General features: G+C 45.1%; 13 protein-coding genes and 2 tRNA genes. 14 read left to right on the top strand and 1 reads right to left on the bottom strand.

Translation table 11 applies throughout. The annotated features are described in order from the left end of the window. The first annotated feature begins 34 nt into the window (after positions 1-34). The 9 genes from DLM75_RS09585 to fliG all read left to right on the top strand — a co-directional run bounded on the left by DLM75_RS09585 (position 35) and on the right by fliG (position 8,870). Positions 35-301: a hypothetical protein gene (locus tag DLM75_RS09585; protein ID WP_118968292.1), complete on the top strand. Its 267-nt coding sequence runs from the start codon at positions 35-37 to the stop codon at positions 299-301. Continuing rightward, the gene (locus DLM75_RS09590; protein ID WP_241547873.1) at positions 291-722 is read left to right on the top strand and encodes a PAS domain-containing protein; all 432 of its coding nucleotides are present in this window, start codon (positions 291-293) and stop codon (positions 720-722) included. The genes DLM75_RS09585 and DLM75_RS09590 overlap by 11 nt, the downstream gene beginning before the upstream one ends. Before the next feature lie 17 nt (positions 723-739). Beyond that, entirely contained in the window at positions 740-2,212 is a 1,473-nt protein-coding gene (locus DLM75_RS09595) for an AMP-binding protein (protein ID WP_118968293.1), read from the top strand. After that, positions 2,209-2,877: a hypothetical protein gene (locus tag DLM75_RS09600; RefSeq protein WP_118968294.1), complete on the top strand. Its 669-nt coding sequence runs from the start codon at positions 2,209-2,211 to the stop codon at positions 2,875-2,877. Before DLM75_RS09595 ends, DLM75_RS09600 begins: the two co-directional genes overlap by 4 nt. A 7-nt stretch (positions 2,878-2,884) precedes the next feature. Continuing rightward, entirely contained in the window at positions 2,885-4,417 is a 1,533-nt protein-coding gene (locus DLM75_RS09605; RefSeq protein ID WP_158586460.1) for an aromatic amino acid ammonia-lyase, read from the top strand. Positions 4,418-4,499: 82 nt separating this feature from the next. Next, entirely contained in the window at positions 4,500-5,480 is a 981-nt protein-coding gene (gene pdhA / locus DLM75_RS09610) for a pyruvate dehydrogenase (acetyl-transferring) E1 component subunit alpha (RefSeq protein ID WP_118968296.1), read from the top strand. After that, a complete protein-coding gene (locus DLM75_RS09615; RefSeq protein WP_118968297.1) occupies positions 5,480-6,454 on the top strand; it encodes a pyruvate dehydrogenase complex E1 component subunit beta in 975 nt (324 codons plus the stop codon). The genes pdhA and DLM75_RS09615 overlap by 1 nt, the downstream gene beginning before the upstream one ends. Before the next feature lie 22 nt (positions 6,455-6,476). Then, complete coding sequence (locus tag DLM75_RS09620) at positions 6,477-7,838, top strand: dihydrolipoamide acetyltransferase family protein (protein WP_118968298.1); 1,362 nt, start codon at positions 6,477-6,479, stop codon at positions 7,836-7,838. 12 nt (positions 7,839-7,850) lie between these two features. Further along, positions 7,851-8,870: a flagellar motor switch protein FliG gene (gene fliG / locus DLM75_RS09625; protein ID WP_118968299.1), complete on the top strand. Its 1,020-nt coding sequence runs from the start codon at positions 7,851-7,853 to the stop codon at positions 8,868-8,870. A gap of 576 nt (positions 8,871-9,446) precedes the next feature. Here the strand turns inward: fliG and DLM75_RS09635 are convergent. Further along, positions 9,447-9,520, bottom strand: a tRNA-Asp gene (locus tag DLM75_RS09635). Between the two features lie 145 nt (positions 9,521-9,665). Here DLM75_RS09635 and DLM75_RS09640 point away from each other — a divergent pair. The 5 genes from DLM75_RS09640 to DLM75_RS09660 all read left to right on the top strand — a co-directional run bounded on the left by DLM75_RS09640 (position 9,666) and on the right by DLM75_RS09660 (position 15,034). Further along, the gene (locus DLM75_RS09640) at positions 9,666-10,340 is read left to right on the top strand and encodes a CDP-alcohol phosphatidyltransferase family protein (protein ID WP_118968300.1); all 675 of its coding nucleotides are present in this window, start codon (positions 9,666-9,668) and stop codon (positions 10,338-10,340) included. Between the two features lie 51 nt (positions 10,341-10,391). After that, positions 10,392-10,474, top strand: a tRNA-Leu gene (locus tag DLM75_RS09645). 802 nt (positions 10,475-11,276) lie between these two features. Then, the gene (locus DLM75_RS09650) at positions 11,277-11,783 is read left to right on the top strand and encodes a DUF1993 domain-containing protein (protein WP_118968301.1); all 507 of its coding nucleotides are present in this window, start codon (positions 11,277-11,279) and stop codon (positions 11,781-11,783) included. Positions 11,784-11,852: 69 nt separating this feature from the next. Beyond that, positions 11,853-12,710, top strand: coding sequence for a polysaccharide deacetylase family protein (locus DLM75_RS09655; RefSeq protein WP_241547893.1), 858 nt, complete (start codon positions 11,853-11,855; stop codon positions 12,708-12,710). 146 nt (positions 12,711-12,856) lie between these two features. Further along, entirely contained in the window at positions 12,857-15,034 is a 2,178-nt protein-coding gene (locus DLM75_RS09660) for a glycosyltransferase family 2 protein (RefSeq protein WP_118968581.1), read from the top strand. The last annotated feature ends 84 nt before the right edge of the window (positions 15,035-15,118 follow it).

The raw sequence follows: 15,118 nt of genomic DNA on the forward strand, positions 1-15,118 counted from the left end.
GAAACCCAATTCATTTAGGAAACGGTGACTCGATATGGATTCCGAACAAGAAACGCTCATCGATAGTCTGGAGCTTCAGCTGATCCAACTATACGATGAAAAAACGATCTTAGATCAATATCTTGGGACTTCCGAACCGGAAAGGATCATAGAATTGGTTCAAAGCATGGAAGAACAACTGAAAGAACTCTATAACGAAAAAGAGAACTCGATCGTCGTTCAAGGCAATCGTCTCCGTATCCACGGGCCGAAAAAAATCATTATCAAAAAAACAGGAGTAAATCGATTCAATGGGAACTGAAAGTATGATCCAACGCTTGCAAGAGCAGGCCGCATTCTGGGCAAAGTCCATGATCCGTTTTGTGGAGGATGAAACGGTTTCAAAAATCGACGGTTTGAGTAGAGCGGAGATCGATTCGTTGCCTTACGGTGTGATCCAAGTAGACGATCAAGGAAAAATTCTGATCTTCAATCGATTCGAATCCGAAAAAGCGAACGTTCCAGTAAAAGACGCGGAGGGAAAAACATTTTTTACTCAAGTCGCGCCTTGCACGAACAATGCGATTTTTTGGGGGAGTTTTGAAAAGGGCGTCAAACTAGGGGAAATGGATTTGATCTTTCCTTATACCTTCACGTATAAGATGCGACCTACCCCGGTTGTCGTACATCTCTACAAAAGCAAAGCTTCGAAGAAGAATTGGATCTTCGTAAAGTGGAAGTAAGATAACGAATTCACACAATGGATATCTTACATCACACAAAATCGAAAACGACAGAGGAGCTCCTCCAAAAAGAGAATTGGAAAGAGATCCTCTATTCGATTCTTCCGGAAAGTGCGAATCCTCTTTTCGTTTTTCCGAATGAAATGATTCCCGGCGCTTCGATTTGGTCCTACCTGAAACTCTGGAAAGAATTCTATAGAGAACTGAATCTTTCTTCCGGAGAAGTGATAGGAATTCATCTTCCAACGGATTCTTCTTTTCTGGGTTCGTTTCTCGCGGGTCTCTGGGAGGATCTTTCTGTGGCGTGTATTCCCTTTGGGAAAGGATCACTCGATTCTTCGATCGTTTCGTTGCGTCCAAAATGGATCGTCACCTTGGACGAGGATTCGAATGAAAGTTTGAAACAGATCGGATACGAAAGAGTTCTAAATTCTTCCGTACCCGATTCAAGAGCTCATCTTTTTAGAAGGATTGCATTCTCAAGAGAGATTTCGGATAACGTGCGTCTCTTTCTCAAAAGCTCGGGCACAAGCGGTGCGCAGAAGTGGGTGGGTCTTTCCGATTCTTCCATTTTTCACAATTTAAGAACGCATCTCGAAGCCTTTCCAAAAAAAGGATCCACGGTTGGTTCCGTTTTGCCTTGGACTCATTCGTTCGGGCTGGTTCTTGATTTTTTTCCCTCTCTTCTCCGTTCCTCGACGGTGATCAAGTATGTATCCTCTTCCTTCGATTTGGAAGAATGTTTCGAATTTTTGAATTCCTTTCCGATTCGGCACCTTTCCGGAGTTCCTTCTTTTTTTTCAAGAATCCGGAATTTACCAGGTGGTTCCGAATTCTTAGAAAGTTTAGAATCCGGTATCGTCGGCGGAGCTCCAATTTCTTCCTCACTCGCAAAGCATCTTCGAAACACAAAACTCAGAGTCGGATATGGACAAACGGAAGCCGGTCCCGGAATCACGTTAGGAGAACCGGGGGATTTCGATTTCGGATATTTGGGTAAGCCAGTCAGATGCGAGGTGAAAATCGATTCGGAATCGGGCTCGCTTCTTTTTCGGGGAAAGAACGCTTCTTCGTTGGAGATCGACTCTTCCGGGTGTGTAAATTATTTTTTTCCGGAAGAATGGAGAGCTACGGGGGATATCGTTCGTAAGGAATCGGACGGTTATTTTTTTATCGGGCGAACAACGGATCATTTCAAATTACAGAACGGTACATTTCTTTCCCCCTTTCCGATCGAATCTTCGATTACCGAACTCTTGGATCTTCCCTGGGCTTTTGTCTTTCAGTCGCAGGACCTAAAGACGATCTGCATTCTTCCGGACGATACATCGCCCGAAAGGAAGGATCGAATTCTTTCCGGATGGAAAGAAACATTTCCCTGGATCGAGGAACTTTTCTTTGCACCGCAGGACATCGTTTCGTTTTCGGCTAAGGGTGAAATTCTTAGATCCATTTCAAAATCAAACGTAGAAAGGTGGCTTCATTCATGAACTATCAAACCCTTTTGGAATCGATCCAAAATCCTAAATTAGAACAAACCTGGAAGGAAACCCTAACCTATTGGGATGATTCCGAAATCAACGATCGAGAAGATCTCTTGGACTTCATCAAAAACAAACGAAACCAATTTTTGGAAATGTTAAACGAAGTCGGAGAGGACGGAGACTGGGAATCTTTGATCGCCGTGGAATACATCGAACTCAAAAGTCTTTGGATCAACCTCAATACGCAGATTCAATATCAGTATTTCACAAAGGGAAAACAGATCGGCGCAACCGCTTACAAAGCCTCGGTTACGAGTATGTTTTTAGAAGGCATCGAACAATTTATTCCGAACGCGACCCGGGATAAGATCAACGTCTTCTTGGGAGAAACTGCAAAACTTTCCGAAGAAAGGGAACGATCGGAAAGTTCCCCCGTCGCCATTGTAGAAGGTTTGGATCTACAGCTAAACGATCTCTATGGAGAAAAGGAAAGTTTACTCACGAAACTCGGAGTCGGACAACTTTCCGAAATACCCGATCTCGTGGAAAGTATGGACTTGCAACTTCGTGAATATTATGATTTAATGAAAGACTCGATCCTGATCGAAAACGGGAAAATCGAAATCAGAAGCGAGGAACCTTTTCAGATTCTTTATAAAAAAGGGAATTGATCCTTCATTGAAAACTGTTTCATTCGGACCGGACCAACCTCTTCTACCGGAAGATATCGAATCTTTCTATAAGTCCTTTGAAAAGGACGGAGGGATTCGAGTCATTCTTTCCGAGAAGGGAAAAACCGTCGTCGAAGAATCGAGACTTCGTTTCGAAGAATTGGTTTCGAACGGAGAACCGGTTTACGGAACTACAACCGGGTTCGGTCCTTTCGTCCGTTTTGAATCCAACTCCGATACGACAAAACAGGCGGAAAGTCTTCTCAATCATTTAGGCGTCGGCTTTGGGAAATTCGCACCGGAAAAGATCGTATTTTCAACGGCCTTACTTCGTTTATCGACTCTGGCCCAGGGATTTTCCGGAATTCGTCCGGAGACTTGGTTTGCATATTCTAATATTCTAATGCAGAGAGATCTTCCTTCTATTCCCGAGATCGGGTCCTTGGGCGCCTCGGGGGATCTGATTCCTCTTTCCTTTCTCGGAAGAATTTTTCTAAACAATGCTTCGATCCGAACGGACACGGGAACAGTTTCCTCGGAGGAATACAGAAAAAGAAATAAAATTCCGGATCGTATCTTAGAATCCAGGGAAGCTCTGGCGTTTACTAACGGACTTTCCTTTTCCCAATCCTACGCCATTTTCGCGCTCGTAAACGCGGAAAGAGTTCTTTCCAACTTGGAAACTTTGGTCGGAATCGTCTATGCACTCTTAGGTGCAAATAAAAGCCACTTACGATCGGAATTGCACGAAGCACGTCTTCATCCCGGACAAATTGTAAGCGCAAAAAATATTCTTACCGTTGCGCTCTGTTTTTCGGATTCTCGCTCTTCTAAAAATCTTCAGGAAGTCTACTCGCTCAGAACGGCGCCGCAAGTGATCGGAGCGGTTCGGGATCAACTGAAAGAATCTCGAAACATGCTTCAACTCGAGATCCAAGGTGTGGACGATAACCCTTTGTTTTTTAGAGAAAAGGACGGCGCTTCGTTCGCGGTTCACGGAGGAAATTTTCAGGGACAACATCTCTCCTTTCTTTCGGATAGAATCAATACGAGCGTGGTTCAATGCGCGATCTTGGCGGAACGAATTTTGGATCTTCTCATCGACCCGAACCGGAACGGAGGTCTTCCTCTCTTATTGTCTCCTCAACCGGGTGCCGAAAGCGGCGTTGCTGGAGTTCAACTCACGGCTACGGCGCTCCTCGCCGAGTTACGTTCGAATTCGGGAAACTTTGCGAATTATTCGATTCCTACAAACGGAGGAAATCAGGATATCGTTTCGATGGCGGGACTTGCAAGTCGGAAAGCCTATGAACAAACTCTTCTCGCGAGCGGTTGTTTGGCTTCACTTTGGATCGCATTAGGACAATATGATTTTCTTTTTTCAAATTCTTCGTCTTTGAATCGAAATCTAAAACCGGAAATGAAATCCAAATTCTTCCTTCCCGATTTTGAACCGATCCGAAGAGACAGACCCTTATGGGAAGAGATACGATCACTTTCCGATTTCTTTTTAGAAAGAGAAATTTTTCCGAATTCTTAGGAATTCCGTTTGCTCTTCTAAAATCCATTCTTATACTTTGCGCTGAAATTGGATCAATCTTCTTTTCAGAAATCGGGTATCAATGAATTCACCAAAAACCAAAAAAGAAACCCAAGACCTTTACGAACTCTACAAGCAGATGCTCCTCATTCGAAGATTCGAAGAAGGGGCGGCAAAATCCTATAGCACCGGTAAGATCGGAGGTTTCTGCCATCTCTATATCGGTCAAGAAGCGGTTGGAGTCGGCTCCATCGCGGCCCTCAAAGAACAAGATTACATCGTTTCCACCTATCGAGATCACGGACACGCGCTCGCAAGAGGTTTGGATCCGAACGCACTCATGGCCGAACTCTTCGGAAAAAAAACGGGAATCTCCAAAGGTTACGGAGGTTCCATGCACTTCTTCGATAAAGAAAAACATTTCATGGGTGGACACGGAATCGTAGGAGGACATATCTCACTTGCGGCCGGAATCGCCTACGCGGCTAAATACAAAGGAACGGACGCGGTTACGATTTGTTTTTTTGGAGAAGGTGCCGCGAACATCGGGTCCTTCCACGAAGGAATGAACCTCGCCGCGATCTGGAAACTTCCTTTAGTGATGATCTGCGAAAACAATCACTACGCGATGGGAACTCCGGAATACCGAGCACTCTCCGTAAAGGACGTTTCCGTTCGAGCGGGCGCTTACGATATCGCAAGAGATCATATCGAAGGAGACGAGGTTCGGAAGGTGCGAGCTCATGTGAGCGTCGCCGTGGAACGAGCTCGTCGAGGAGAAGGCCCGACTCTGATGGAAATTTCCACGTATCGTTTTCGAGGTCATTCGATGTCCGATCCCGCGAAATACAGAACCAAAGAAGAATTGGATCGATATAAACAGAGCGATCCGCTTTTGAAAGCAAAGGACGATCTTCTTCACGCGGAATGGAAGGAAGAAGAATTAGAAAAACTGGATATAGATCTCCAGGCAAAAGTGGAGGAAGCGATCCTTTTCGCCGAAAAGAGCGAAGAACCGCCGTTAGGTTGGCTTTATAAAAACGTCTACGCGGAGAATGTCTAATGGGGATCCTCACTTACAGAGAAGCGCTCAACCGTGCGATGTGCGAAGAAATGGATAAGGATCCGAATATCTTTCTTATGGGAGAAGAAGTCGGACACTACGACGGAGCCTATAAGGTTTCGCAGGGAATGCTCGCGAAATACGGAGAAAGAAGAGTGATCGATACACCGATTTCCGAAAACGGCTTCGCGGGAGTCGGAATCGGAGCGGCGATGGTGGGCTTACGTCCGATCATCGAATTTATGACCTGGAACTTTTCCCTCGTCGCGATCGATCAGATCATCAACTCGGCCGCGAAGATGAATTATATGAGTGCGGGACAATTTCCGATTCCGATCGTATTTCGAGGAGCGGGTGGAGCGGGTGGAAGACTCGCCGCTCAACATTCCCAGTCCTTCGAAAGTTGGTACGCACATATCCCCGGTCTCAAGGTCATCGCACCCTATTCTCCCGCTGATGCTTATGGACTTTTAAAAACTTCGATTCGGGATAACAATCCTACGATCTTTATCGAGAGCGAAGTTTTGTACGGAAGTCGCGGAGAAGTGCCGGAGCAGGAATATTCGATACCTTTCGGAAAAGCGGATCTCAAACGAGAAGGTTCTCATATAACAATTGTTAGTTGGTCTCGCGCTCTGATGTATGTTCTTCCCGCCGCGGAAAGACTGGCCAAGGAAGGAATTTCCGTGGAAGTTCTGGACATCCGCTCCATTCGTCCTTTGGACGAAGAAGCCATCTACGCTTCCGTTGCGAAAACGAACCGAGCCTTAATCGTGGAAGAAGGCTGGGAAGTCGCGGGATTCGGTTCGCAAATCGCATATTTGATTCAGAAGAATGCGTTCGATCACCTGGACGCTCCTGTCGAAAGAATCACACAAGAAGACGTTCCCATGCCCTACGCCGCCAACTTGGAAAAGGCTTCTCTTCCGAGCGAGGAAAAGATCATCGCCAAAGTTCGAGAAATGCTCGAATAAACGAGCGCAAGGAATATTCAAAATGGCTAAAATTGCTGAAATGACTCAACTCAGTCCGACGATGACCGAAGGAAAGATCGTCCGTTGGCTCAAAAAAAACGGAGATTCCGTTTCTCCTGGTGAAATTATGGCGGAGGTGGAAACCGATAAGGCGGTCATGGAGATGGAAGCCTTTGAAAGCGGAGTTCTTCTTGAAATTCTCGCTCCCGAAGGATCTCTTCTTCCGGTTGGATCCCCGGTAGCGATCATCGGGAAACAAGGAGAGGACATTTCCGCGTTAGTCGAAACCGCAAAGAAAGCGATTCCTACAAAAAAAGAACCTGCATCGACTTCAAACCCTCCGCCGACTTCAACTTCGAACGCGTCCTCCGATATTTCCCAATCCGTAACGTTGCCGGTAAAGTCACAGGTCTCCGCTTCCACTCCTTCTTCCGGTAAAGAATCGATTGATACCGGTTTACAAAATTCTCCAGGACACAAAAACGTATCCCGAGAAAAAAAAGAATTTTTGGAACGTACAAACGCGGGCGCTCCGATCAAGGCGTCTCCACTTGCAAAAACTCTCGCACTTCAAAACGGAGTCAATCTAGACGAAGTGATCGGCTCCGGTCCCGGGGGAAGAATCATCAAACGAGACATTCTTTCCTTTCAAGAATCAGGAGGAAAAAAAGGGATCGGTTTTGTAAAACGCCAAGATCGGAAATTAGAACTCACCGGAATGAGAAAGACCATAGCGACAAGACTCGCGCATTCCACTTCCACAATTCCTCATTTTTATCTTACGATGGAAGTCGACGCGGATCCGATCGACAAGCTCAGAAATTCGATCAACAAGGATCTAAAACTCGAAGGTCACGAGAGGATCAGCGTCAACGATCTCATTCTCAAGGCTTGTTCTTTGTGTTTGAAGGAAGTTCCCGAGGTCAATTCTTCTTGGAGAGAAGATCATATTCTCGAACACGGAAGAATCGATATCGGTGTCGCGGTTTCGATCGACGGCGGCCTCATCACTCCTTATGTTCGAAACGCGGATCAGAAAACGATAACAGAGATCAGTCACGAGATAAAAGAACTTGCTTCCCGAGCAAGAGAAAGAAAACTCAAACAGGGGGAATACACGGACGGAACCTTTACCGTCTCCAACCTCGGAATGTTCGGAATTTCTTCCTTCACTGCGGTCATCAACGAACCGGAAGCGGCTATCCTTGCGGTAGGCGCTCTTGTGGAAAAAGCGGTGATTCGGGACGGGAATCTCATCGCCGGAAAGACCTTGACGGTCACTCTTTCCTGCGATCACAGAGTTGTCGACGGCGCCACCGGAGCTAGATTTCTTTCTTCATTTCGAGAATTTACGGAACATCCCCTTCGCCTACTAACAGGTTAAGGATTTTATTTTGTGGATAAAGAATCAGCTTCCGGTGCAAGAAAAGAAAAAATCAGAAAATCAGCGCTTCTCCTCTTGTCGCTGAACAAAGAAGACGCCGCCAAGGTTCTTTCCAAATTAGACGACTCGATGATCGAAGAGATCATCCTCGAGATGGCGCAGATCAAGACCATCTCCAAAAAAGAAAAAGAAGACGTTCTATTAGAATTTAAGAATTCGGTTCTGCCCGGTGAAGGGGAAATCAAAGGTGGAATGGACGCCGCGAGAGAAATTCTCCAGCACTCCATGGGAAAGGAAAAAGCGGAGAATATTTTGGGAAAACTTTCCCGAAAAGATATCGAAGACGATTTTTCCTTTTTAAGCGAAGCGGAACCGGGAGTTCTCGCGGGTCTTCTCCAACACGAATCTCCTCAGACGATCGCAGTCACTCTCGCCTTTATGACTCCAAAAAAAGCCGCCGATATTTTAAAATTCTTTCCGGGGGAATTGCAGGCCAGTGTCGCCTATCGTTTGGCGAACACGACAAAGACCCATCCCGATGCGATCAAAGAAATCGCCAGGGTCCTAAAGAAAAAATACGAGCAGAGAGATCGTTCCGAATACAGCGAAGCGGGCGGAGCGGAAGCCTTGGCGAACATTCTCAATCACATGGACAAATCCCAAGAGGAAAACATCCTCAAAGAACTCGAAGCAAATTCTCCGGAACTCGCAAAACAAGTCAAAGAGAAGTTATACACCTTCGAAGACGTTCTTGGTCTGGATCAGAAAGAAATGCGGATTCTTATCAACCGACTAAGCGACGACGAAACCCTGAGTATGGCACTTCGAGGCTCCGGAGACGAACTCAGAAATCACTTCCTAAACGCTATGTCCAGAAATCGCGCTGCCGAAATCATGGATATGATGGACATCCGGGGAAAACTCACCTTACGCGAAATCAACGACGCAAGAAATATCGTTCTCAACCTGGTCCGAGAATTGGAAGAAGAAGGAACGATCTTTGTGAAAAAAGACGGGGAAGAATATATCTAAAAACTCTCGCTCGAAAGCTTCGAGTGATTATTCTATAGGAATGAAGGAGAATTATAGAAGGGATGAATCTTGGAGCTTGATACTTGAGCAGATCGTTCCTGAAGAGTTGCCTTGCATAGGATTCACCTATTAGAACTCAGCAGATTTCTCTCTACGGATCGCAATCGATGCAATTCCGCTTCGTGCGAAATTAATCTCCACGGCGTCTTCCTCGCGTGCTCATCCATCAACTCAGCAAGTTTCTCCCTATGGGTCGAAACCTATCATGGATTCGCATCGCGTTTTGCGCTTTTTACGAAAGCGAAAAACGCTCTCGCTCGAAAGCCTCGAGTCCAAGTTTATATTCGTTGAAAATTGAGTTTGGAAAATGGAAGAATCCGGAGCTGACGGGACTCGCCGTTACGCAGTTTTGCTTCCTGCAAAACTAAGCTCCACGGCGTCTTCCTCGCGTGCTCATCCATCCATGGATTCGCATCGCGTTTTGCGCTTTTTACGAAAGCGAAAAACGCTCTCGCTCGAAAGCTTCGAGTCCAAGTTTATATTCGTTGAAAATTGAGTTTGGAAAATGGAAGAATCCGGAGCTGACGGGACTCGAACCCGCGACATCCTGCGTGACAGGCAGGCACTCTAACCAGCTGAGCTACAGCTCCTTGTTCCTTTGATACTTTTTCAAACGAAGGTGTACGGTCAACCGATTTCAAACAAATAAGTCCGAAAAATTCTGGTCCGGAATTCTAATCTTTCATTTACTGGAATACAAAATTCTTCTGATAAAAATATTGGAACGAAACAAGAATGATCATTCAGGAAAAAAAGCCAAAGGAACTCTTAGAAGATCGAATCTTTACGATCTCGAACTTTCTCTCCGTGAGCAGGGTTTTCCTTCTGCCTTTTTTTATCACGTTTACAAAGACTTATATGGAAGATCCGGAAAAAACGGAATTCCTACTCTACGCTGTCTTTACTTGTATCATTGCGGTGATCACTGATTATCTCGACGGTTTTTTGGCACGTCTTCTCAACCAAGAATCCGTCTTGGGACGTTATCTGGATCCGGTCTGCGATAAGATCGTCACGGTTGGCGGGCTTTCGGTGATCGTTCACTACTTCCGTTTTCCTTCTTGGATTCTCATTGCCTATGTGATCCGAGAAATTTTGGGGGTTTGGTTGGGAAGTTTTCTCTACCTCAAGAGAGGAATTCAGGGAAAACCGAATTGGTGGGGAAAGTTCGGAGTTGGACTCGTAGCGATCGCAGTTCTCTGGTATATGTGCATTCCTTTGATCGAGATGCAGATCGACGGAGAGAGTTTTCTAAAACATCCTGAATATTCCGGATACGTCCTAGTCCTCATTCTCTCCATTGGAATTTTTGCTTATTCCAAGCGTTATTGGAATATCGTCTTTCATCCCGAAAAAATTCAAATCGATCCGGACGACAGAAAGACTCGAAAGAAATACGAACTCGTTTGATCGGAATTCCTTGACTCCCAAGAGTCCTCTCACATCCTGTCCCTTGCAACCGCTCGGGTGGTGGAATTGGTAGACACGCAAGCTTGAGGTGCTTGTGCCGATTAGGTGTAGGGGTTCGAGTCCCCTCTCGAGCAAGAATCTTTCCTCTTTTTTAAAATCATACAATCCATTTCCAAAAAAATCGGGACTCGAAGCGAGCTTCGGTAAATCGTTTTGAGCTTTCGTAAAAAGCGAAAAACGATTCTGAGGAACAGGATGTTCCGAGGCCAAAGCGAGACTCCGTGGAGCTAAGTCGCGCAGGATGCGAGACTGCGTAACGGCGAGTCCCCTCAAATTTCGACCCATAGGGAGAAATTTGCTGAGTTTTACTCGAGCAAGAATCTTTCCTCTTTTTTAAAATCATTCAATCCATTTCCAAAGAATCGGGACTCGAAGCGAGCTTTGGTCAGAATTGCAGGTTGCAACCGCGCGTTATAGCTCATCCATTCCTAAAACGAAAGTGTCTTTCCTTGTTTTGACTACTGCCTTGTTTAGAAAGAAAACTCAAAACGAAAATAGGCAGATTTGTGTGAGCTCCTACAAAATAGAAAGGTCCTCGTGAAACCACGATTTTGTGCTCTTCGAAAAAGTTTCCGGGAACATTCCTCCATCACCAAAAAAATGTTCATCCCGGAACATCAGGCACAGCGCCGCTTCACAGAGGATTTTCGGACTTTAGAAAGATTTCGATTTTCGATAAACTAACTTTGGTTCTTCGTGCATAAGCGTATTCCAGAAGAGATTGCGAAATACCGCACGATCAAAAAAGGAATCCGAACGAAAACACTTTCTTCTTATAAAAATCCCCGTCCAGTCCTCTCTTCTGAAAAATTCTATCAGAATTGGAAGCATCTCAAAAGCTTTGAGAAATCACCACGTTCTTCAAATAGGAAAATCATGCTCTACGAAATCACAATTCTTCAGTTCTCCAAGATGCTTAAAAATCTCAGCGTTCTCTTGGAAAAAGGGGCCTCCTACGCGGAAACAAAAAAAGTCGACGTCGAGATTCTTCTGAATGCAAGGCTTGCTCTTGATCAGTTTCATCTGATCAAACAAGTGCAGATCGCCTGCGACACGGCAAAATTAGGCGTATCTCGTTTGACCGGGAAGGAAGCTCCCAAACACGACGACCAGGAAAAAACACTTCCCGAACTTCAGAAAAGAATTCAATCCGTCCTCTCTTATCTCGGAACGTTTACGGAGAAGGATTTTAGCGAAGCCATCGATCGTAGGATCTCACAACCACGCTGGGAAGGAAAGTATCTCACCGGAAAAGAATTTGCAATCCAACACGCCATCCCGAATTTCTATTTTCATATTACAACCGCGTATTCTATCTTACGTCACAACGGAGTGGATATCGGAAAGAAGAATTATCTGGGTGATATGCCCTTTAAGAATTGATCCTAGAATCATCTAAACACGAGGTAATCTTTGAATTCGATCGTACCCAAAATTCTTAACTTCCCTTGGTTGTGGCTTGTTTTGATTTTACTTTCTTTCCATACCTTTTGCCGTGCTCCTGAAAAAGAATCGAACACGTCGAAAGAATCAAATCCCAAAGGAATCCCGGTTCTGATCTATCACGAAATTGTAACGGAAAACGATCGGGAACCGGGAGAAACGGTCATCTCCCTAAAAAAGTTCGAGGAACAGATGGAATATCTTTCCTCACACGGATATCATCCGATTTCCATGAAGGAACTCCTTCTTTATATGAAGAAGGGAACAACTCTTCCCGATCGTTCGATCGTCCTTAACTTTGACGACGGCTGGAAGAATGTCCTAAACGCGGTCCCGATTCTTAAAAAACATTCGTTCCCGGCTTCTTTCTGGATCATCTCCGGACCCAAAGGAATCGGAAATGGCGAATATCTAGAATGGTCCGATATCAAAGAACTCTCTGCAAACCCCCTTTTCGAAATCGGTTCCCACTCCTATAGTCATCCTTGGAATCCAAAGGACAATCTTGTGACCTGGGTCGATAAGAAGGTTCCTGGAAAGGGAAACAAAGAAGCACTCTTTGAACTCAGAGAATCCAAAAAGATCTTAGAAGAAAAGTTAGGAATTCCAATCGATTATCTGGCTTGGCCTTGCGGTTGGTACAATGAAACCTTAGTTCAATTGGCAAAACGTTCCGGTTACAAAGCGCTCCTCACAACAAAAGACGGCGCCAATGTCCCGGGAGGCGATCCGTTTCACGTAAAAAGAATCTTCATCGATGGACAATGCGATCTAGCAACGTTTGTTGAACAATTGGAAAATCCACGTTACATCGTATGTCAAAAGACACAGAAGTCTACGCAAGGAAACTCACCTTATTCTTATTAGAATTCTTTAAATTTACGAAACTTGATAAAAATTTCCTTCACTCGAAAATAATTATGAATTACATAACGAAGGGTAATTTTTGATATAGTAGATTCAGTACAATTTAGATGAGAAAGAATCCGGCTCTCGTAGCAGAATCCATGAATTTGAAGACAAATCGGTATTATAGCAACCAGATCTGGATCACACGCATTTTCCTTTTTCTGACGATCGTCTCCTGCGTCTTTGCGTGCATCGAGATGTTTCAAATTCTCGTGGAAGAAATCCTGGATCACAGGCCTTTTGCCGCCATCGGCCAAATCGCCTTTATCGTCATTATCACGTTGCTCACTTACGGGAACTTCGTTTATCAATTTACCCGTCTCGGATATTTCAAAAGGCTTTTAAAACACAATCCGCCGGAACGGGAAGAATTAGAAGAAATCTACCAGGTCGATTCCCCTCCCTTAGCGGTATTGGTGCCTTCCTATAAGGAAGAATTGGATATCGTTCGAGAAACTCTCTTGTCCGCGGCACTCCAGGACTATCCGAATCGAAGAGTGGTTCTCCTGATCGACGATCCTCCACAACCGAAAAACTATTCCGATTTCGAAGCCCTTCAGAAGATGAGAAATCTTCCGACTTCGCTTCAACAAGAATTCGAAGAAGCGTGCGCTCCGTTCGCAACAGCGAAAGCGGAATTCTTAAAACGCAAACGTATGGGTTCTCTTGATTTTTCGATTGAGACCGAAGAGCTGATTCGTCACTACCAAAACGTCTCCCTTTGGTTTCAAAATCGGATTCTAAACTATGACGATCATTCGATCAAAAGAGAACTCCCGGAACATACCCGCGTCTTTATGCGGGACCGTTTTTTTGCAAAATGGGAAGAATTGCATTCCGAAAGAATTTTAGAATTGGAGAATCTTCTTTCCCAAGGCGGAGCTTCCCTCGAAAGAATCGAAAAGGAATACAATCGCCTTTCCTGTCTTTTTTCCGTAGAATTCACGAGCTTTGAAAGAAAAAAATATCTCAACCTTTCCCACCTTCCGAACAAAGCGATGAACTTGAACAGTTACATCTATCTTTTAGGAAAGAAATGGAAGGAAAGAGAAGAATCGCACGGAACTTTTCTGGAAGAAACGGAGGAAGCGAACGCTTCTTTTGAAATCCCTTCCGCTGAATTTTTAATTACTCTGGACGCGGACAGCGCTCTTCTTCCGGACTACGTTTTAAAATTGGCGAAGGTCATGGCCTCTCCTAAGAACGAACGAGTTGCAGTGGCACAAACTCCTTATAGCGCAATTCCCGGAGCCCCTAACCTTCTGGAACAAATGGCAGGAGCGACCACCGATATCCAGTATCAGATTCACCAAGGGTTTACTCATTTTGGAGCGACCTTTTGGGTCGGCGCCAACGCAATGCTCCGATACAAAGCACTTCTCGATATCTGCACCGTCTATGAAGAACGAGGATACAAAATTCATCGTTATATCCAAGACAATACAGTCATTGAAGATACCGAATCCAGTATCGATCTTTTAGACGTAAATTGGAATTTATACAACTATCCGGAACGTCTTGCTTATAGCGCAACACCGGCGGATTTTGGTTCTCTTTTGATCCAAAGAAGAAGATGGGCAAACGGTGGATTGATCATTCTTCCGAAACTTTTACGCCACGTATTTCAATGGCCTTGGAGTCTTCCAAAATTTGTCGAAGCATTCTTTCGGGTTCACTATCTCGGTTCGATCGCGGCGGTGAATATTGGATTGGTCATTTTAATGGGAAGTCCACTCGGAGAAGGAATGGAAACCTATTGGATTGCCATCTCTTCTCTTCCATACTTTTTTCTCTACGGAATGGATCTCGTGGAAATGGGTTATCGTTGGATGGACGTCTTCCGCGTTTATGCCCTCAATTTACTTCTCATTCCCGTGAATCTCGCCGGAGTTTTGATGTCTTTGAACCAAGCGGTTACCGGAAAACAAATCCCATTCAGCAGAACGCCGAAGGTCATCGGAAGAACCGCAATGCCTGCTCTGTATGTAATCGCGGAATACGCGCTTATGGCTCAGCTGTTCTTCGGCTTTGTTACGAATTACCTCCATAGAAACTGGGCTTATTCTTTTTATAACCTCGCAAACGCGTTGATGTTAGGTTACGCGATCGCGAAGTTTATCGGACTCAGGGCTAGTTGGGAAGATCTGACGCTTTCACTGAACAAACCGCCAGCCGAAATCGTGGAAACCGTCGCCCAATTCGTTGAACCGAGGGTTACAATCGAACTGGAAGCCGCCATGCTTTACGGAAACGATTCATCGGAAAAAGATCAGATTCATTGATCCCGACTTTTTTTACTTCGGGTGTTGTATCTCTGCAAGTTTCCAAAAGGAAACCCTTTGTGGGAAGCACCGACTTGAGCGCCT

Source organism: Leptospira stimsonii, from assembly GCF_003545885.1.
GTDB classification, from domain to species: domain Bacteria; phylum Spirochaetota; class Leptospiria; order Leptospirales; family Leptospiraceae; genus Leptospira; species Leptospira stimsonii.

What these genes read in the sequence shown, in the direction of transcription:
- DLM75_RS09620 (WP_118968298.1), top strand. Translation starts at nt 6,477, where the DNA reads ATGGCTAAAATTGCTGAAATGACTCAACTCAGTCCGACGATGACCGAA.
- DLM75_RS09615 (WP_118968297.1), top strand. Translation starts at nt 5,480, where the DNA reads ATGGGGATCCTCACTTACAGAGAAGCGCTCAACCGTGCGATGTGCGAA.
- DLM75_RS09600 (WP_118968294.1), top strand. Translation starts at nt 2,209, where the DNA reads ATGAACTATCAAACCCTTTTGGAATCGATCCAAAATCCTAAATTAGAA.
- DLM75_RS09585 (WP_118968292.1), top strand. Translation starts at nt 35, where the DNA reads ATGGATTCCGAACAAGAAACGCTCATCGATAGTCTGGAGCTTCAGCTG.
- DLM75_RS09640 (WP_118968300.1), top strand. Translation starts at nt 9,666, where the DNA reads ATGATCATTCAGGAAAAAAAGCCAAAGGAACTCTTAGAAGATCGAATC.
- DLM75_RS09590 (WP_241547873.1), top strand. Translation starts at nt 291, where the DNA reads ATGGGAACTGAAAGTATGATCCAACGCTTGCAAGAGCAGGCCGCATTC.
- DLM75_RS09595 (WP_118968293.1), top strand. Translation starts at nt 740, where the DNA reads ATGGATATCTTACATCACACAAAATCGAAAACGACAGAGGAGCTCCTC.
- pdhA (WP_118968296.1), top strand. Translation starts at nt 4,500, where the DNA reads ATGAATTCACCAAAAACCAAAAAAGAAACCCAAGACCTTTACGAACTC.
- DLM75_RS09650 (WP_118968301.1), top strand. Translation starts at nt 11,277, where the DNA reads ATGCTCTACGAAATCACAATTCTTCAGTTCTCCAAGATGCTTAAAAAT.